Genomic DNA, 17,967 nt, shown 5'->3' with positions numbered 1-17,967 from the left:
CGGCTCGGGGCCAGCAACCAATCACTTGATCAGGCTGAGGAACTCGCTGCGGGTGGCGGCGTTGTCGCGGAACTCACCCAGCATCACCGAGGTGATCATGGTCGAATTCTGCTTCTCGACACCGCGCATCATCATGCACATGTGCTTGGCTTCGACCACCACGGCCACGCCTGCGGCACCGGTTACCTGCTGCACGGCTTCGGCGATCTGGCGGCTGAGGTTTTCCTGGATCTGCAGGCGGCGGGCGTACATGTCGACGATACGTGCCACCTTCGACAGGCCCAGTACCTTGCCCTTCGGCAAGTAGGCAACGTGTGCCTTGCCAATGAACGGCAGCATGTGGTGTTCGCACATCGAATACAGCTCGATGTCCCGGACCAGCACCATTTCGCTGTTGTCAGAGCTGAACAAAGCGTTGTTGGTGACTTCTTCCAGTGTTTGCTCATAACCGCGGCAAAGGTACTTCATCGCCTTTGCAGCCCGCTTGGGCGTGTCGAGCAGGCCCTCACGGGAGACGTCCTCGCCAATCTGGCTGAGGATCTCGGTGTAGTTCTGTTCCAGGGACATGGATCTACCTGTGGGAAAAAATCGCAAAAACGAAGGGTACGGCGGTGAGGGCGGCGCTGCAAGCGCGGCGTTACTCGTCGCGGCCTTCGAGCATGGTTCGCTTCAGCATCACATACACCGCGCCGGTGCCGCCGTGACGGGCACTGCACGAGGCAAAACCGAGCACTTGCGGGTGCTGGCGTAGCCAGGTGTTGACGTGGCTTTTGATCATCGGGCGCTTGCCGTCCAGGCGCGCGGCCTTGCCGTGGGTCACCCGCACGCAGCGCACCTCCAGTTTTGTGGCTTCGGCGATGAAGTCCCACAAGGTTTCGCGGGCCTTTTCCACCGTCATGCCGTGCAGGTCGAGGCTGCCCTCGAACGGAATCTGCCCCAGCTTCAGCTTGCGCAGCTGGCCTTCCTGCACGCCATCGCGGCGCCACATCAGCTCGTCTTCGGCGCCTACGTCGATGACGAACTGGTCGGACATGCCATCGATGACCAAAGCCTTGTCACTGCGCACGGTCGCCGCCTGGCGCAGGCCGGCCAGCTTCTGGCGGTCGGCCTTGGGCTTGCCGACTTCGGCACGGTCGTGGCGGATCGGCTTTACGCCGCGCACTTCGGCCTTGAACAGGGAAAAATCGTCGTCTTGCATGATGCCTCCACGTAGGCGGCGTAGTTTACGCGACTGTGGGGCGGTGTGCAGCCTGTGCGGGCCTCTTCGCGGGTGAACCCGCTCCTACGGGGATGTCACAGAGCCCGAAGACGGCGGGGTGCCTGTAGGAGCGGGTTCACCCGCGAAGAGGCCCGCACAGGTTACGCAAAACCATCAATCGTGCTTCTTCATCAGGTGCGGCGACAGGTTAAGCTCCCGCCCGCGGCGCAAGCGGATACGGCTGCGCCGCCAGAAACGCACGCCCAGCCACAGCAGCAACAAGCCAGCCACGGTGAGGATGCTGGACAACGGTTTGTTGGCGTTGAGTTCCTGCAGGGCAGGGTAGTTGCCTAGCAGCCCGGCGACGCCGGCCATGGCCAGCAATACGCCCAGCGTCGCCAGCAGGGCCGACAGGCCGGCCGCCAGGCGGGCGCCCCAGTTACGCGGTTCGCGCGGGCGCAGGCGCTTGGCGTCGAAACTGCCTTTAAGCTTCATTCCGCTCTCCTCGGTGGATATCCGGAATTCGACCTGCTGCTGCCCATCGGGTTCCGCCCGGCTGCCGGGCGGTCCTGCAAGCCGCTCAGATCAGGCTGGCGGTGGGGGCCACGCAAGCGAAGTTGTCAGCCATCACGGCCATTTCGCACTGGTGAATCTGCGCGGCCGGAATGACGCCGTCCTTGAATGCCAGGTCACGGGTGGCCGACGCGTCTTCTACCAGGGTGCACCGATAACCATAGTCCTTGGCGCGGCGAACGGTGGTGCTGACGCTGGAATGGCTCATGAAACCACAGACGATCAGGTCCAGGTGGCCCAGCTCCTGCAATGTTTCGTGCAGCTTGGTGTTCTTGAACGCATTGGGCATGCGCTTTTCGATGACGATTTCACCTTCCAGCGGCTCCAGCCCCGGAATGAACTGGCCAGCCGGCCCCTGGGGGTCGAAACGGCCACCAACAGTGCCCAGGTGGCGAACATGGATGATCGGACGGCCGCTTTTACGGGCGGCGTCGAGCAACCTGGCGATGTTGGCCACGGCCTCGTCCATGCCCGACAGCTTCAGGGGACCACTGAGGTACTCCTTTTGTGCATCGATGATGATCAGGCTGGCGTGGCTCAGCTTGGCCGGCGGATAGTCGCGGCCAGTGAGGCGAAACATCGTGGTTGGAACGGACATCAAGGGCTCCTTGGATAGGGCTTTTGTATACCTATTCTCCCCTGCCTTGGCGCCAATGGGAATGGTTGACAACGCAAGCGGCGTGGTTACTGGCCTGTGGCTAGCCTTTGGGCAAGGCAAAGGAACAAATGTGCGGGTGGGGCTGTTAGACTTTTGTCCGGTCTGAAAATAGGAGTACCCCGTGATCACATCTCGTCTGCGCACGCTGCGCGACTACATCCGCTGGGCGGTCAGCCGCTTCCACGAGCATGACCTGTTCTTCGGTCACGGTGCCGACAACGCCTGGGACGAAGCCCGCCTGCTGGTGCTGGGTGCGGTGCACCTGCCATGGGAGGTGGCCGACAGCTACCTGGACTGCATGCTCGAGGACGATGAGCGGGTACGCCTTCAGCACCTGCTCAAACGCCGTATCGAAGAGCGTGTACCGGCCGCCTACCTGCTGGGCGAGGCCTGGTTCTGCGGCATGTCGTTCATCGTCGACGAGCGGGTGCTGGTGCCGCGTTCGCCCATTGGTGAGCTGATCGAAAAACGTTTCGAGCCGTGGCTGGCCAGCGAGCCGGCGCGCATTCTGGACCTGTGCACGGGGTCGGGTTGCATCGGCATCGTCGCCGCCGACGTGTTCCCCGAGGCCGAGGTGGTGTTGGCCGACCTGTCGTTCCAGGCCCTTGAAGTGGCCAACCAGAACATCGAACGGCATGGCCTGGACGGGCGCGTGTACACCGTGCAGGGCGATGGCTTTGGCGGTTTGCCGGGGCAGCGTTTCGACCTGATCCTGTCCAACCCGCCGTATGTCGACGCCGAAGACTTCGACGACATGCCGGCCGAGTACCACCATGAGCCCGAACTGGGCCTGGCCTGCGGCAGCGACGGCCTGGACCTGGTACGGCGGATGCTGGCCGAAGCGGCTGACCACCTGACCGAGAAGGGTTTGCTGATTGTCGAAGTGGGCAACAGCCAGGTGCATGTCGAGGCGTTGTACCCCGAGGTGGACTTTGCCTGGCTGGAGTTCGAGCGGGGCGGGCATGGGGTGTTCATGCTCACCGCCGAGCAGTGCCGCCAGCATCAGGAATTGTTCAAGGCCCTCGTTTAGGCTATTTGGGGCCGCGAAGCGGCCCTAATTTCCCCCGGCTGATGCGGTCTTAGCGGGTAGCAATCCAGATCAACAGCCCTGCCTGGAACACGGCAAACGCCACCAGGCAGGTAATGGTGAAACGCAATCCGCCGTCTTCGCGCTGGTATTTGGCTACGCGCTCATCCCGCTCGCGCAGTTGCCCTTCCTTTTCCTGCAGTTGCTGGTCGGCCTGCTGCAGCAGGCTGGCGGCATCCAGAATCTCCACCCGCTGCAGGCGCTCGCTGCTCCAGGCGGCCTTGAGCTGGCCCACCGTCATATCCGCGATACGGCCCTTCAGGTGCTGGCTGTCCTCGTACTGCACCTCGATACCCACCCCGCGCAAGCACTGGTCACGGCGCAGGCGTGAGTCCTCGTTCAGGGCGTCCTTGCTCGGCAGCGCCATGCCTTCCACCCGGTAGTGCGACCACTTGCGCTGCAACCACTGTGCGGCCTGGGCCAGCATGAAACGGCCGATGCCACGGTTCACCGGTTCCAGTTGCAGGCCATGTTCATTGCCAATACGCACCAGGCGCTCGGCATGGTCGACGCGGATGTCCAGGCGGTTCTGCTCTTTGTGCACTTTCTGCCCAGGCAACTGGATTTCCATGCGCAGCAGGCTGTGTGCCTTGTCATGGCGCTCGGCATAGCCGAACTGCACAAAACGCAGCGGCCGCGCTCCGGTGCTGCGGTCGGTCGGCAGTGCTGCCAGGCGTAGCAGCTGGAAATGTTCGGCGGTCAGCTCGGCCCAGGGCAGGGCGGGGGTTTCCTGGGGTTCTTCGGCCGGCTCGACGGCGGTGGGGGAGGTGGTCATCAGGGCTTGTCCTCAACTATGCCTGCTGTATCGGCAGGCATGGCTGAGACCTGAGCCTGTTTGACTTACGCCGAAGGCAAATGCTGGATGAACGTCACAATTCGCTCGCCCAGCTCACGCGCCAGCGGCAGCTCGGGGTTGAGGTAGCTGTCGCGCTGCTGGCTCATGCCCTTGGGGCTGATGCGCAGCATGTGGTTCATGCCATCGATCAGGACCAGTTGTGCATCTGGCTTGGCCGCTTTCAGCCGTTGGGCGTCGGCCACGTCCACCTGCACGTCGTTGCGCCCCTGCACGATCAGCGCGGGCATGGGCAGGCGGGCAAAGGCGGCTGCCGGGTTTTGCTGGAACAGCGAAATCAGGTACGGCTGCACGCTGGGGCGAAACACCTGGCGCAGCGGCGCTGGCACATCCAGGCTGGTCTGCCCGGCCTGCAGGCGGTCGAGCAGGGCACTGCCACCGGCCAGTTGCGCGGGCGGCAGGCGCTGGGCCAGTTGTTCGTGCAGCACCTCGGCCAGCGGCCGGCCGCTGCCGGCCAGGGTGATGACTGCGCTGGCGCCAGCCTGCTCGGCGGCCAGGCTGGCAATCAGTGCGCCTTCGCTGTGGCCAATCAGGATCAGCGGGCCGAAGCGCGGGTCGGCTTTGAGCTTGCGGCTCCAGGCGACCACATCGGCCACATAGCGCTCCACGCTGAGGTCACGCTCGTCAGGCGTGGCCGGCTGGCTGGCGGCCACCCCGCGTTTGTCGTAACGCACGCTGGCAATGTGTTCGTTGGCCAGCAGCAGGGCCAGACGCTTCAGGTTGTCGACCCGGCCCGACGCCGGGTTGTTACCGTCGCGGTCGGTGGGGCCGGAGCCGGCGATGATCAGCACCACTGGCGGCGGGGTGGCCTGTTGCGGCAGCAGCAGGCTGCCGTGCAGCACGCCCTGGCCGGTGTCCAGGTCGATCGGGCGTTGCAGTACAGTGGGGGCGGCGGCCTGGGCCAGGCCAGTGCACAGCAGGAAGAGCAAGGCGACAAGGCGCGACATCATGCGGTACTACATGGGGAGATGTGGGTTTGACCCAATGTTTGCGGGAAGGTTCTATGCAGGGCAGGTCTGGCCCTTTCGCGGGTGAACCCGCTCCTACGGGGGCTGCACACCATTGGAACCTGGTGGTGACCGTGTAGGAGCGGGTTTACCCGCGAAGAGGCCAGCACAGGCCACCCAACCATCTGTATACTGCTGCTTTCGTCCATTTCAGGCAGAACTCGCGGAGCGTCCATGTCCGGCAATACCTACGGCAAGCTGTTCACTGTCACCACCGCTGGCGAGAGCCATGGCCCGGCGTTGGTCGCCATTGTCGATGGATGCCCACCGGGCCTGGAAATTTCCCTCGCCGACCTGCAGCACGACCTTGACCGGCGCAAGCCCGGCACCAGCCGGCACACCACCCAGCGCCAGGAAGCCGACGAGGTGGAAATCCTTTCCGGCGTGTTCGAAGGCCGCACCACCGGCTGCTCGATCGGCCTGCTGATCCGCAATACCGATCAGAAGTCCAAGGACTACTCGGCCATCAAGGACCTGTTCCGCCCGGCCCACGCCGACTACACCTACCACCACAAGTACGGTATCCGCGACTACCGCGGTGGTGGCCGCAGCTCGGCCCGTGAAACCGCCATGCGCGTGGCCGCTGGCGCTATCGCCAAGAAGTTCCTGGCCACCCAGGGCATCACCGTGCGTGGCTACATGAGCCAGCTGGGCCCGATCGAAATCCCGTTCAAGACCTGGGAGTCGGTGGAGCAGAACGCCTTCTTCAGCCCTGATCCGGACAAAGTACCTGAGCTGGAGGCCTACATGGACCAGCTGCGCCGAGACCAGGATTCGGTGGGCGCCAAGATCACCGTGGTCGCAGAAGGCGTGATGCCCGGGCTGGGCGAGCCGATCTTCGACCGCCTGGATGCAGAGCTGGCCCATGCGCTGATGAGCATCAACGCGGTCAAGGGCGTGGAAATCGGCGCCGGTTTCGCCAGTGTGGCCCAGCGCGGCACCGAGCACCGGGACGAACTGACCCCGGAAGGCTTCCTCAGCAACAACGCGGGCGGCATTCTGGGCGGTATTTCGTCGGGCCAGCCGATCGTTGCCCACCTGGCACTGAAGCCCACTTCCAGCATCACCACCCCGGGCCGCTCGATCGATGTCGATGGCAACCCGGTGGACGTCATCACCAAAGGCCGCCACGACCCGTGCGTGGGCATCCGTGCCACGCCGATTGCCGAGGCGATGATGGCCATTGCGTTGATGGACCACCTGCTGCGCCACCGTGCGCAGAATGCCGATGTGCAAGTGAATACCCCGGTGCTGGGCCAGCGCTGATCCAACTGCAACGGCCTCTTCGCGGGTAAACCCGCTCCTACATTGGGATATCACTGCCCTCAGGTGCAGTGACAGGGTGAAATCCGCGTAGGAGCGGGTTCACCCGCGAAGAGGCCGGCCCAGGTCCCCACAAGGCCACCCCATGCAACCCATCCCCTACTGGCGCCTGTCCAGCTTCTACCTGTTCTATTTCGCCCTGCTGGGCTCCACCGCACCGTTCCTGGCGCTGTACTTCGACCACCTGGGCTTTTCCCCGGCGCGCATCGGTGAGCTGGTGGCCATCCCCATGCTGATGCGCTGCGTGGCCCCCAACCTGTGGGGCTGGCTGGGCGATCGCACGGGCCAGCGCCTGTTGATCGTCCGCCTTGGCGCGCTGTGCACCCTGGCCACCTTCGCCCTGATCTTCTTCGGCAAAAGCTACGCCTGGCTGGCGCTGGTGATGGCCCTGCACGCGTTCTTCTGGCATGCGGTGCTGCCGCAGTTCGAGGTCATCACCCTGGCCCACCTGCACGGGCAGACGTCGCGCTACAGCCAGGTACGTCTGTGGGGTTCGATCGGTTTCATCCTCACCGTGGTTGGCCTGGGCCGCTTGTTCGAATGGTTGAGCCTGGACATCTACCCGGTGGCGCTGGTCACGATCATGGCCGGCATCGTCGCCGCCAGCCTGTGGGTGCCCAATGCCCAGCCGGTGGAGCAGGGCGGGCGCAGCGGCACGGGGGGCTTCCTGCAGCAGTTGCGTGCCCCGGGGGTGATCGCGTTCTACGTGTGCGTGGCCTTGATGCAGCTCAGCCACGGGCCGTACTACACCTTCCTTACCCTGCACCTGGAGCACTTGGGCTACACGCGCGGTGCCATCGGCCTTCTATGGGCGCTTGGGGTGGTGGCCGAGGTGCTGATGTTCATGGTCATGAGCCGCCTGTTCGCCCGTTTCAGCGTGCAGCGCGTGTTGTTGGTCAGCTTCCTGCTGGCGGCATTGCGCTGGCTGCTGCTGGGTAACCTGGCCCAGGAGTCGGCAGTACTGATCTTCGCCCAGCTGCTGCACGCGGCCACCTTCGGCTGCTTCCATGCCGCCAGCATCGCCTTCGTCCAGGCCAGCTTCGGCGCCCGCCAGCAGGGCCAGGGCCAGGCGCTTTACGCAGCGCTGTCGGGGACCGGCGGTGCGCTGGGGGCGCTGTACTCAGGCTACAGCTGGAAGCTGCTGGGCCCCACCTTCACCTTTGGTATGGCCAGTGCCGCAGCCTTGGTCGCAGCCGTTATCATTGCCCTTTGTTCGCAACCGACCAGGACCCGCCCCTGATGAGCATTCTCAGCGTTTTCCACCCCGCCAGCCCGGCACTGCCGAACAAGGTGCTGACTCACCACGACGACATCGCCGCTACGTTGGCCGAGCAGGGCGTGCGCTTTGTGCATGCCGAACCTGGCCTGCGGGTGCGCCCGGGCACGGCCCAGGACGAGGTGCTGGAGGTTTGCCGCGTGTATCTGGATGAGTTGATGACGGCGCATGGCAGCAAGGCCCTCGCGCTGCTCAACCGCGACGGAGAAGACCCGGCACAGGTCGATGTGCGTGATGAACATGTGCATGATGCCGACGAGCTGTTTGCCGTGGTCAGCGGGCGGGCGCAGGTTGGCCTGCGGCTGGGGGACTGGGTGTATTCGGTGCTGTGCGAGAAGGGTGACCAGCTGCTGGTGCCGGCCGGGACGCGGCGCTGGGTTGAGTTGGGTGATACACCGTTTTGCCTGGCGTTGCGCTTGTATGGCAGCGAGCAGGGCATGCAGGCGCGGTTTACGGGCGATGTGACTGCGCGGGCATTTCTTGGTATCGACGAGCTGTAATCGCATTGCCGGCCGCTTCGCGGGTGAACCCGCTCCTACATTGACTGCGCGATGCCTAAGGGCGGCGCAACCGTCGGTCGTAGGAGCGGGTTCACCCGCGAAGAGGCCAGTTCAGGCAATACACCCCTCAGCGGTAGGTCGGCAAGGCAAACCGCTGCTGGCTCTGCAGCATCGAGATGACCGGCAATTCACTGGCCTCTTCGGCCAGGTCACGACGGATGGCACTGATCGCCCAGGACAGCTGTTCGGCACTGTGCAATTGCCCGTAGGTCAGCACCCGGCGGGTAACCTTGCCATCCGCTGCGCGCAGGGTAAGCAGTACACCGCCATCGGGGCGGGCTTTGGTATTCACCTGATAGGCCGAAAATACCGATGCGAACTTTTGCTGGATGAGGTCCATATCAACTCCTGGCTGTTGTGTGGCAGACATGAGTTGATGGTTGCAGTGACCGTGCCAGAATCCTGGCTGGCGAAAAACCCAGTAAATACAGGCGGTTACGGGGAATTTCCAGAAGCGGCATCGTGCAGGCTGCACGGTCGTGCATTTTGCACAGTGCATTTTGCACGGGTCAGGGTTTGCCTATCGGCTTCATAGAATCTGAACCTTTGACCGCAATGGCATGCCTGACGAACACTTGGGCCATCAATTATGCCAGGAGGTTCCCTATGTCCAGCCAAGCCGCACCCGCCACCATGACCGATGACGAAACCGCTGCGTTCGCCGAGCAGGTGTTCGAACGTGCCCGCCAGGGCGACGCCGACATGCTCGGGCGCCTGCTTGCCAGCGGCCTGCCGGCCAACCTGCGTAACCACAAGGGCGATACCCTGCTGATGCTGGCCAGCTACCACGGTCACCACGAGGCGGTGCGCTTGCTGCTGGCGCAAGGTGCCGACCCGCTGATTGCCAACGACAACGGCCAGCTGCCGATTGCCGGTGCCGCATTCAAAGGGGACCTGGCGATGATTCGCCTGCTGGTGGAGCATGGCGTGCCGGTGGATGCCGCCGCGCAGGACGGTCGCACCGCGCTGATGTTGGCGGCCATGTTCAACCGCAGCGAAATTCTCGACTACCTGCTGGCACAAGGGGCCAACCCGGCGCACCAGGATGCCCGCGGCATCACTGCCCTGATGGCGGCGCAAACCATGGGCGCAGCAGACACTGCCGCGCGCCTGCAAGCGCTGGCCGGCTAACCGCCAGGGGGCATTTGCGGCTATCCTTGGCGACTTTTCACCCGTCGCAGGCCCCCTTTCATGAAAACTCAGTTGCTCGAATTCATCAGCCTCATTGGCGCCGGCTGCATGCGTGAGGCAGACATCGAGCGTATCGCCGACGAGGCCGCCCAGGCCTACGCCGACCCTGCCGCCTTCCTGGCCGCCAACCCCGACATCAACTACGACGACACTTTCCCGATTCCCTTGGGCGAATGGGTGGTGCTGGGCAGCCTGCCGGATACCGTGGTGTTCCAGGCCGACAGCTATCAGGAGCTGTTTCAGCAGATCAGTGATTCGTTCGACAACAGCGTGCCGTTTACCCTCAAGCCCAAGCAACTGGCCCGTACCGAGCCACTGACAGCGCTCAACCGTATCCAGGTGCAGATGGGCGCGCTGAACAAGGAGGCGGGTGGTTATGTGCTGCTCAACTTCAGCCAGTTGCTCGATGACGAGCTGCAGATGGTCATGGTGGGGCAGCAGGACCTGGCGCGGGTAATGGAGTTGGGAGCAGAGCTGGGCATCAAGGTCGAGCCGGCGCTGGAGGCTTTGAAAGTCGCCGTCCACATCTGATACCAGTGATTGCTTGTTCGCGGGCATGCCCGCTCCCTCAGGTACTCCAGCGCATCAGGCCCTGTGATAACCCTGTGGGAGCGGGCGAGCCCGCGAAGAGGCCGGCTCACGAAACATCAATCTTCAGCCCAGCGCAGTGTCGAGAAACATCATCACCGCAAACCCGCCCATCAACCCCAGGGTCGCCGCTGTCTGGTGCCCGTTGCGGTGGGTTTCGGGGATCACCTCGTGGCTGACCACAAAGATCATCGCCCCTGCCGCCAGCCCCATGCTGATCGGGTAGGCGAGGGCAAAGCCGGTAGAAATCCCCAGCCCGATCACCGCCCCTAGCGGCTCCATCAGGCCCGACCCTATCGCCACCAACGCGGCCTTCAGGTTAGAAAGCCCGGTGGCGCGCAAGGCCAGTGCCACGGCCAGCCCCTCGGGGATGTCCTGGATGGCGATGGCACTGGTCAGCGGCAGGCCGATGTTCATGTCGCCATTGGCAAAGCTCACGCCAATCGCCATGCCTTCAGGCAGGTTGTGCAGGGTGATCGCCAGCACAAACAGCCACACCCGGCTGATGCGCTCGGCTTCGGGCCCGCACGGGCCGGTGCTTTCGTGTTCATGCGGGGTGAAGCGGTCCAGGCCCAGCATCAGCAGCACACCCAGGCCCATGCCCAGCACCACGGTAAACGCGGCGGCCGGGCCATTGCCCGTGATCTCGCGGGCAGCCTCCAGGCCTGGCAGAATCAGCGAAAACGAGCTGGCGGCCAGCATCATGCCGGCAGCAAAGCCCAGCATCACATCCTGGGTGCGCGCGTTGACATCGCGCAGCACCACCGCCAGCACGGCGCCCAGTGCGGTGGCGCCAAAGCCCGACAACCCGCCCAGCATGGCCAGGTGCAGGTTGTCGGCATGGTCGCCGTTCACCGCGTTCCAGAGGCTGGCGGCCAGCAGTACGCACACCGCCAGCAGGCTCAGCCCCAGGCCGGCACTGAGCCAGGGGGTATCGATGGCCTGTTGGCGCCAGGCCTGCAGCAGTGAAGGTGGGGCGGCGCTTTGGCTATGGGTGGGTGGCATGCGAACCTCGAATCAGTGAATGCAGTCAGTCTACCGAGGGACCTGCGACATCCGCCAAGGATTCCCTTCTATTGGCGCGATAGCTGACTATGCTGTGCAGCAAAGCCTCTGGACAGGAAATCAGACATGGGATCTACCTTCAACAGCCTGGTCGGGCTGATCATTCTGGCGCTGGATATCTGGGCCATTCTCAACGTGATCAAGAGTGGCAGCGAGGTGGGCATCAAGGTGTTGTGGATCTTGTTGATCGCCTTGCTGCCGGTGGTGGGGCTGGTGATCTGGGCGATTGCCGGGCCGCGGGGGAATGTGCGGCTCTAGGCGCGGTACTGACATAGCCAGTAATAGGGCCGTGACAAAATTTTCACATTGGTTTAAACAGAATCCGCACCCGCATAATGCTGCGTTGGCCTCGCGCCATCGCCTCTTCGCAAACCGCAATCCTAGGACCTTCCCATTCATGGCTACCTCCGACGCCTTGAAGCAACAGGGCGCGCGAACGTCATTTTCGCCGACCCTGAAATCCCACCTGGCCTACACGCTGCTCAGCGGCCTGGTGATCATGCTGATGCTCAGCCTGGTGCGCCTGGCGCTGCTGGCTTACAACAACGACATGGTCGGCGATACCCCTTATTCGACGGTCGCCGAAGGCTTCCTCAACGGCTTGCGCTTCGACCTGCGGGTGGTGGTGTACATCAGCATCCCCCTGCTGCTGGCCATGCTCAGCCCCTGGGCCATGGCCCGGCGTGGCGTGTTCCGTTTCTGGCTGACCCTCGCTTCGAGCGTGGTGATGTTCCTCGGCCTGATGGAAATGGACTTCTACCGCGAGTTCCACCAGCGCCTCAACGGCCTGGTGTTCCAGTACATCAAGGAAGACCCGAAAACCGTCATGAGCATGCTCTGGTACGGTTTCCCGGTGGTTCGCTACCTGCTGGCCTGGGCCTTCGGTACCTGGCTGCTGAGCCTGCTGTTCAAAGGTATCGATCGCGTCACCCGTGCCGAAGGCCTGTACCGCGTTGCCCCGTGGTACAAGCGCCTGGCGGTATTCATGGTGATCCTGCTGGTGGCCGTGGTCGCTGCCCGTGGCACCCTGCGCCAGGGCCCGCCGATGCGCTGGGGTGATGCCTTTACCACGGACTCCAACTTCGTCAACCAGCTGGGCCTGAACGGCACCCTGACCCTGATCGACGCCGCCAAGAGCCGCTTTGGCGAGGACCGTGCCAACATCTGGAAGCCAGTCCTGCAGCAGGACGTGGCCACGCAAAGTGTGCGTGAGCAACTGCTGACCGCCCACGACACCCTGGTCGACGCCGACGAAGCCGCTATCCGCCGCGACTTTGTGCCGCCGGCTGACCGTACCCTGCCGATCAAGAACGTGGTGGTGATCCTGATGGAAAGCTTCGCCGGCCATTCGGTTGGCGCGCTTGGCAGCCCCAACAACATCACCCCGTACTTTGACAAGCTGGCCAAAGAAGGCCTGCTGTTCGACCGCTTCTTCTCCAACGGCACCCATACCCACCAGGGCATGTTCGCCACCATGGCCTGCTTCCCCAACCTGCCAGGTTTCGAATACCTGATGCAGACCCCGGAAGGCGGCCATAAGCTGTCGGGCCTGCCGGCCCTGCTCAGCGCCCGTGACTACGACGATGTGTACGTCTACAACGGCGACTTTGCCTGGGACAACCAGTCCGGGTTCTTCGGCAACCAGGGGATGACCACCTTCATCGGCCGTAATGACTTCGTCAACCCGGTGTTCTCCGACCCGACCTGGGGTGTGTCCGACCAGGACATGTTCGACCGCGGCAACGAAGAGCTGGCCAAGCATGATGGCAAGAAGCCGATCTACGCGCTGCTGCAGACGCTGTCCAACCACACGCCGTATGCCCTGCCGAAGGACCTGCCGGTAGAGAAGGTTACCGGCCAGGGCCGTCTGGACGAGCACCTGACCGCCATGCGTTATTCGGACTGGGCGCTGGGCCAGTTCTTCGAGAAGGCGCGTAAGGAGCCTTACTTCAAGGACACCCTGTTCGTCATCGTCGGTGACCATGGCTTTGGCAACCACCAGCAGGTTACCGAGCTGGACCTGGGCCGCTTCAACGTGCCGCTGCTGCTGATTGCCCCGGGCATTCAGGAGAAGTTCGGTGCGGTGAATCACACCGTGGGTACCCAGGTCGACATCGTGCCGACCATCATGGGCCGCCTGGGTGGCAAGGCTCGCCACCAGTGCTGGGGGCGCGACCTGCTCAACCTGCCCGAGGGTGACCAGGGCGTAGGCATGATCAAGCCGTCGGGCAGCGAGCAGATTGTCGGGCTGGTGCAGGGTGACCGTATCCTGATCGAGTCCAAGGACATGAGCCCGCGGATGTACCGCTACCAGTTGGGCAGCGAGTTCAAGGCCGAACTGATCGAAAGCCCGGACCAGCCGGAAATGCTCAAGAAGCTGGAAGCGTATATCCAGACCGCGACCAAGAGCCTGCTGGATAACACCGCCGGCGTGGTGCACGGCACACCGAAGTAAACCGGGGCCGCGTTGCGGCCCATTCGCGGGCTTGCCCGCTCCCACAGGCATTGCACAGGGTTCGGACCTTGTGCAGGTCCTGTGCGAGCGGGCAAGCCCGCGAATGGGCCCCGCACAATTTTCCCGGACTGAACATTATCCCCGCCCCAAGGTCAGTTATTCAGGCATCACACACCTGGTGTTCGTTGACTGAGAGGGTCCGTTCAATGAAAGAGTGGGAAGTCATTTTTGCCGACCAGAAGGGCGAACCGTCCGCATTGCTGTTGCATGCCGAGCATTGCCCCAGCGAGGAAGACGCTGCGCGGGCCATCCGCTCACACCTGTTTCCGGTGATGGACGAGCTGGACCTCAACGACTTCCAGGACCGTATCATCTCCCCGACCGCACGCTGGCTCAAAGAGCATAGTGGTGTGACCATCACCAGCATTCACGAAGTACCCTGAACCACACGTTTGCGTGGTGCCCTGGCAGGCGCTACGCTGGTGGAGGGCCTACCTGTTCTGTGGGTTGGCGCCGCCTCAATAATTCGCGTCTTGCATCAGCTCGAACTGCCCGGCCGTTGCCGGCAGGTGCGTAGTGCACGGAAAGTCTATCCATTGCTTTATTCAGGAGGACGATTCATGAGCAGCCAGAACGACGATATCAGCAGCAACGTCCTGCGCCAGATGAAGGCAGGCGGTTTCGACTTCACCCAGATCCACCCCATCGAGTTCTATGCCGTATTCCCGGACGAAGCAGGGGCCCGTCGTGCAGCCGGGCAGTTTCGCGGGGAATCGCTCAATGCCCAGGTGAAGGAGCTGGGCGACGGGGCCTGGCACCTGGAACTGAGCAAGGTCATGTACGCCACCCATGGCGGGATTGGCGACTTTGAAGAGGCCTTCGAGCAGTTGGTGACACCGTATGGGGGTGAGGTGGAAGGGTGGGGCGTCAAGCAAGAGCGGCTCACGGCCTGACAGTTTTGTGTTGGCCCGTTCGCGGGTTAACCCGCGCCTACACATTGATGGATGGACACCACCTGCCGTTGTAGGAGCGGGTTCACCCGCGAATAGGCCCTCAAGGCTTGCGCGTTGCCATGTGCCCCAAATAGGCCAACAGCGCATCCAGTTCCTGTTCACTCAACACACTTTCGGCAAACCCCGGCATCTTCGCCTGCGGCCACCGCCGCAGGCTTTGCGGGCCGGGTATCAACTTGCGTAAATAAACCGGCTGAAAATACTCGGTCGGGTTATACGGCACATTCAAGTCCGGCCCCACCTGCCCATCCCCCGCACCGTTCAACCGGTGGCACACCAGGCAATTCTGCTGGAACAGGGCAAAGCCCTGGCGCACCGGGCTGTCGGCCGGCAGCTTCGGGTCGGGCAGCAGCGCAGGAAACCGCTGGTCCACCGGGGCCAGCTTGCGAAGGGTGGCAATCTGGAATGGCCACTGTTCAGGGCGGATGCCGCTGGCCTGCGGCGCAGTCCACACCAGGTAGAACGGCCCGGCACTTGGCTTGCCTTGACCCAGTGGCGGCCACGGCTTGCCTGGGTCTTCCACGGCCAACCAGGCCCGTGCTGGCCCTGGCTGCAGCAATGCCGCAGCGGGCATTTCGGCGGCAAAGCCATCCAGCGCCACGGCCTGCAGGTGATCGCGGGCGCTCACACCTTCCAGCAGCGTGGCCAGCGGCACTGCCCGATAGTGCATGGGGCGTTTGTAGGATACGTCCTGCTCGATACTGATGTCCTGGGCCTCAGGGTGGCCAAGCAGTTCGGCGCTGCTCCACTGGCGCGTTGTCGCGCCCAGTTCAAGGTGCAGTTGCGCCGCCGACAATGGCAGGCTCAGGAGCAACGCTAGCAGGGCAAGGCAGTGGCGCATAGGCAATCTCCGACCATCAAGGCCAGCAGGTTACCTGTGCGTTGCCCGTTGGCGCCACCGCTGCCGTCAGCCAAACAAACGTGTCAGGTTCGGCAAGATCAATAGCAACGTGGTGGCGAATAAAATGAGCCCAGCTTGGCGAATTTTCGATTGTCTGAACATGGCGGACCGCCTTCTTGTTGTTATTCCTGAATACCCGTTGGCTTCCTTGTCGTCGCGCTTCGGGTCGATCGCAGCGGCATTGCATGGCGCCGGACTGCTTGCCTCTTGAAAGTGGATATACCTTCAACAGTAGGGTGTGCGTTATCCATATTTGAGAACCCTTTGTTCTAACCGTGCACTAAAACCATTCCTCTGGCTATGAGGCCAAGTGCTATCTAGCTGGCACGCTCTATCTAGACAGTGGCGCAACTACCCGGCACGCGCCGACGAAATGTGACCGTTCGTCAGTGCAGCCTACTTGCTTGTACGTGCCTTTCGCGGCAGTCTCTACAGCAGATTCCCACCCATGTCGTTCAGGACTACCCCTATGTCGTTACGCATCTGCATCCTTGAAACCGATGTCCTGCGACCGGAGTTGACGGCGCAATATCAGGGCTACGGCAGGATGTTCGAGCAGCTCTTCTCGCGTCAGCCGATTGCCGCCGAATTTTGTGTGTACAACGTGATGCACGGCGACTATCCCGCCGACAGTGAAAAGTTCGATGCCTACCTTGTGACGGGCAGCAAGGCCGATTCGTTCGGTACCGACCCGTGGATCCAGACGCTAAAGGCCTACCTGCTCAAGTTGTACGAGCGCGGTGAAAAGCTGCTGGGCGTGTGTTTTGGCCACCAGTTGCTGGCCTTGACCCTGGGTGGCAAGGCCGAGCGGGCTGAGCAAGGCTGGGGCGTGGGTATTCATCGCTACTCGTTGGCGGCGCATGCGCCCTGGATGGACCCGGAGGTGTCGGAGCTGACCTTGCTGATCAGTCACCAGGACCAGGTGACCGAACTGCCTGAAGGCGCTACGGTGATTGCCTCCAGCGATTTCTGCCCGAATGCGGCGTACCACATTCGCGACCAGGTGCTGTGCTTCCAGGGCCACCCGGAATTCGTGCATGACTACTCCCGCGCACTGCTCGACGCGCGCCAGGAATACCTGGGTGACGAGGTGTACCACAAGGCCGTCGCCAGCCTGGCCACCGAGCACCAGGGTGATTTGGTAGGGGAGTGGATGTTGCGCTTTATCCAGCAGCCGTCAAAGGCCGGCGACAGCGCCGCGTAATCGGTGGCAACCCTTCGCGGGCGCGCCCGCGAAGGGGCCATCAAAGCCAACCCGATTTCTTGAAGCTGGCATACAACCCGGCACACCCCGTCGCAATCACCCCCAGTACCGCGAAGTAACCGTAGTGCCAGCTCAGCTCCGGCATGTTCTGGAAGTTCATGCCGTAAACCCCGGCAATCGCCGTAGGGAATGCCAGAATCGCCGCCCAGGCCGCGAATTTGCGCTGCACGATGCTTTGCCGTGACGACTCCAGCAGCATGCCGATCTCGATCGTCTGGCTGGCAATGTCGCGGATGCCGGCCAAGTCTTCCATCTGCCGTGTCACGTGAATTTGCACATCACGAAAGTACGGGCGCATGTTCTTGTCGATGAACGGGAAGCTCAGGCGCTGCAGTTCTTCGCTCACTTCAACCAGGGGGGCCACGTAGCGGCGCAGGCGCAGGATGTCACGGCGCAGGCTGTGCAGGCGGCGGATGTCGTCTTCCCGCAGCGAGCCGCCCAGTACGCTTTCCTCCAGCGCTTCGATCTCGCCATGAATGGCCTCGCTGACCGGCTGGTAGTTCTCGGTGACGAAGTCGAGCAGGGCGTACAGCACGAAGTCTTCGCCATGTTCCAGCAGCAGCGGCCGAGCCTCGCAGCGCTGGCGGACCATGGCGTAGGATTTGGAGTGGCCGTTGCGGCAGGTGATGATGTAGCCGTTGCCCGCGAAGATATGGGTTTCGATGAATTCCAGCTTGCCTTCGTGGCGCACTGGCGAATAGGTGACGATGAACAACGCGTCACCGAAGGTTTCCAGCTTGGGCCGGCTGTGTTTTTCCAGGGCATCTTCGATGGCCAGTTCGTGCAGGTTGAACTGCGACTGCAGGTTGGCCAGCTCCTCGGCATTGGGCTCTTCCAGGCCGATCCACACGAAATGCCCCGGCTTGCGCGCCCACTCGCTGCCTTCGTCGATGCTGATGTTGGTGACCTTTCTGCCGGCGCTGTACACCGCCGATGCCACGACTCGACCCATGGT

The 17,967-nt window shown here is 63.0% G+C and carries 21 protein-coding genes; 11 read left to right on the top strand and 10 right to left on the bottom strand.

Annotation, left to right across the window (positions count from 1 at the left end):
* Positions 1-21: 21 nt before the first annotated feature.
* From folE to LU682_RS21740, 4 genes are all read right to left on the bottom strand, one after another.
* Entirely contained in the window at positions 22-567 is a 546-nt protein-coding gene (gene folE / locus LU682_RS21755) for a GTP cyclohydrolase I FolE (RefSeq protein WP_003252789.1), read from the bottom strand.
* Between the two features lie 70 nt (positions 568-637).
* Complete coding sequence (locus LU682_RS21750) at positions 638-1,198, bottom strand: Smr/MutS family protein (protein WP_010952859.1); 561 nt, start codon at positions 1,196-1,198, stop codon at positions 638-640.
* Between the two features lie 174 nt (positions 1,199-1,372).
* Positions 1,373-1,693 carry a hypothetical protein gene (locus tag LU682_RS21745; RefSeq protein WP_004577080.1) on the bottom strand — a complete coding sequence of 107 codons (321 nt, stop codon included), beginning with the start codon at positions 1,691-1,693 and terminating at the stop codon, positions 1,373-1,375.
* Between the two features lie 85 nt (positions 1,694-1,778).
* Positions 1,779-2,369, bottom strand: coding sequence for a cysteine hydrolase family protein (locus LU682_RS21740; RefSeq protein WP_003252796.1), 591 nt, complete (start codon positions 2,367-2,369; stop codon positions 1,779-1,781).
* Between the two features lie 181 nt (positions 2,370-2,550).
* On the opposite strand from LU682_RS21740, the gene prmB reads away from it, so the two are divergent.
* On the top strand, positions 2,551-3,459 hold the full coding sequence (gene prmB, locus LU682_RS21735; RefSeq protein WP_010952860.1) for a 50S ribosomal protein L3 N(5)-glutamine methyltransferase: 909 nt from the start codon (positions 2,551-2,553) through the stop codon (positions 3,457-3,459).
* Between the two features lie 49 nt (positions 3,460-3,508).
* Here prmB and LU682_RS21730 read toward each other — a convergent pair whose 3' ends face one another.
* On the bottom strand, positions 3,509-4,291 hold the full coding sequence (locus LU682_RS21730) for a hypothetical protein (RefSeq protein ID WP_010952861.1): 783 nt from the start codon (positions 4,289-4,291) through the stop codon (positions 3,509-3,511).
* Between the two features lie 65 nt (positions 4,292-4,356).
* Positions 4,357-5,319 (bottom strand): alpha/beta hydrolase, encoded by a 963-nt coding sequence (locus LU682_RS21725; RefSeq protein WP_003252801.1) that lies wholly within the window; start codon positions 5,317-5,319, stop codon positions 4,357-4,359.
* Positions 5,320-5,550: 231 nt separating this feature from the next.
* Between LU682_RS21725 and aroC the strand changes: the two genes are divergently transcribed.
* The 3 genes from aroC (at position 5,551) to LU682_RS21710 (ending at position 8,475) form a co-directional block, all read left to right on the top strand.
* A complete protein-coding gene (gene aroC, locus LU682_RS21720) occupies positions 5,551-6,642 on the top strand; it encodes a chorismate synthase (protein ID WP_003252803.1) in 1,092 nt (363 codons plus the stop codon).
* Positions 6,643-6,784: 142 nt separating this feature from the next.
* Positions 6,785-7,939 carry an MFS transporter gene (locus LU682_RS21715; RefSeq protein WP_010952863.1) on the top strand — a complete coding sequence of 385 codons (1,155 nt, stop codon included), beginning with the start codon at positions 6,785-6,787 and terminating at the stop codon, positions 7,937-7,939.
* Complete coding sequence (locus LU682_RS21710; RefSeq protein WP_010952864.1) at positions 7,939-8,475, top strand: oxidase; 537 nt, start codon at positions 7,939-7,941, stop codon at positions 8,473-8,475. The genes LU682_RS21715 and LU682_RS21710 overlap by 1 nt, the downstream gene beginning before the upstream one ends.
* A gap of 127 nt (positions 8,476-8,602) precedes the next feature.
* On the opposite strand, the gene LU682_RS21705 is transcribed toward LU682_RS21710, so the two are convergent.
* Positions 8,603-8,875: a DUF3509 domain-containing protein gene (locus LU682_RS21705; RefSeq protein WP_003252809.1), complete on the bottom strand. Its 273-nt coding sequence runs from the start codon at positions 8,873-8,875 to the stop codon at positions 8,603-8,605.
* A 266-nt stretch (positions 8,876-9,141) separates the two neighbouring features.
* Here LU682_RS21705 and LU682_RS21700 point away from each other — a divergent pair, with 266 nt between their 5' ends.
* Both LU682_RS21700 and LU682_RS21695 read left to right on the top strand, forming a co-directional pair.
* Positions 9,142-9,666, top strand: a complete 525-nt coding sequence (locus LU682_RS21700; RefSeq protein ID WP_010952866.1) for an ankyrin repeat domain-containing protein — start codon at positions 9,142-9,144, stop codon at positions 9,664-9,666.
* A gap of 60 nt (positions 9,667-9,726) precedes the next feature.
* Positions 9,727-10,257, top strand: a complete 531-nt coding sequence (locus LU682_RS21695) for a hypothetical protein (protein ID WP_010952867.1) — start codon at positions 9,727-9,729, stop codon at positions 10,255-10,257.
* A 123-nt stretch (positions 10,258-10,380) separates the two neighbouring features.
* Here the strand turns inward: LU682_RS21695 and LU682_RS21690 are convergent, their stop codons facing one another.
* Positions 10,381-11,319 (bottom strand): ZIP family metal transporter, encoded by a 939-nt coding sequence (locus LU682_RS21690; protein ID WP_020192209.1) that lies wholly within the window; start codon positions 11,317-11,319, stop codon positions 10,381-10,383.
* Between the two features lie 126 nt (positions 11,320-11,445).
* Between LU682_RS21690 and LU682_RS21685 the strand changes: the two genes are divergently transcribed.
* From LU682_RS21685 to LU682_RS21670, 4 genes are all read left to right on the top strand, one after another.
* A complete protein-coding gene (locus LU682_RS21685; protein WP_003252818.1) occupies positions 11,446-11,637 on the top strand; it encodes a PLDc N-terminal domain-containing protein in 192 nt (63 codons plus the stop codon).
* 139 nt (positions 11,638-11,776) lie between these two features.
* Complete coding sequence (locus tag LU682_RS21680; protein ID WP_010952869.1) at positions 11,777-13,834, top strand: LTA synthase family protein; 2,058 nt, start codon at positions 11,777-11,779, stop codon at positions 13,832-13,834.
* Between the two features lie 206 nt (positions 13,835-14,040).
* Entirely contained in the window at positions 14,041-14,277 is a 237-nt protein-coding gene (locus LU682_RS21675) for a hypothetical protein (RefSeq protein WP_020192211.1), read from the top strand.
* A 177-nt stretch (positions 14,278-14,454) separates the two neighbouring features.
* Entirely contained in the window at positions 14,455-14,787 is a 333-nt protein-coding gene (locus LU682_RS21670; protein ID WP_010952871.1) for a ribonuclease E inhibitor RraB, read from the top strand.
* A gap of 100 nt (positions 14,788-14,887) precedes the next feature.
* Here LU682_RS21670 and LU682_RS21665 read toward each other — a convergent pair whose 3' ends face one another.
* Positions 14,888-15,688: a cytochrome c gene (locus tag LU682_RS21665; protein WP_232857589.1), complete on the bottom strand. Its 801-nt coding sequence runs from the start codon at positions 15,686-15,688 to the stop codon at positions 14,888-14,890.
* Positions 15,689-16,217: 529 nt separating this feature from the next.
* On the opposite strand from LU682_RS21665, the gene LU682_RS21660 reads away from it, so the two are divergent.
* Positions 16,218-16,952 carry an amidotransferase gene (locus LU682_RS21660; RefSeq protein WP_010952873.1) on the top strand — a complete coding sequence of 245 codons (735 nt, stop codon included), beginning with the start codon at positions 16,218-16,220 and terminating at the stop codon, positions 16,950-16,952.
* Positions 16,953-16,992: 40 nt separating this feature from the next.
* Here the strand turns inward: LU682_RS21660 and LU682_RS21655 are convergent, their stop codons facing one another.
* The gene (locus LU682_RS21655; protein WP_010952874.1) at positions 16,993-17,964 is read right to left on the bottom strand and encodes a magnesium and cobalt transport protein CorA; all 972 of its coding nucleotides are present in this window, start codon (positions 17,962-17,964) and stop codon (positions 16,993-16,995) included.
* Positions 17,965-17,967 lie beyond the last annotated feature (3 nt).

Source organism: Pseudomonas alloputida, assembly GCF_021283545.2.
GTDB lineage: Bacteria > Pseudomonadota > Gammaproteobacteria > Pseudomonadales > Pseudomonadaceae > Aquipseudomonas > Aquipseudomonas alloputida.
This window is presented reverse-complemented; position numbering and strand designations above follow the sequence as displayed.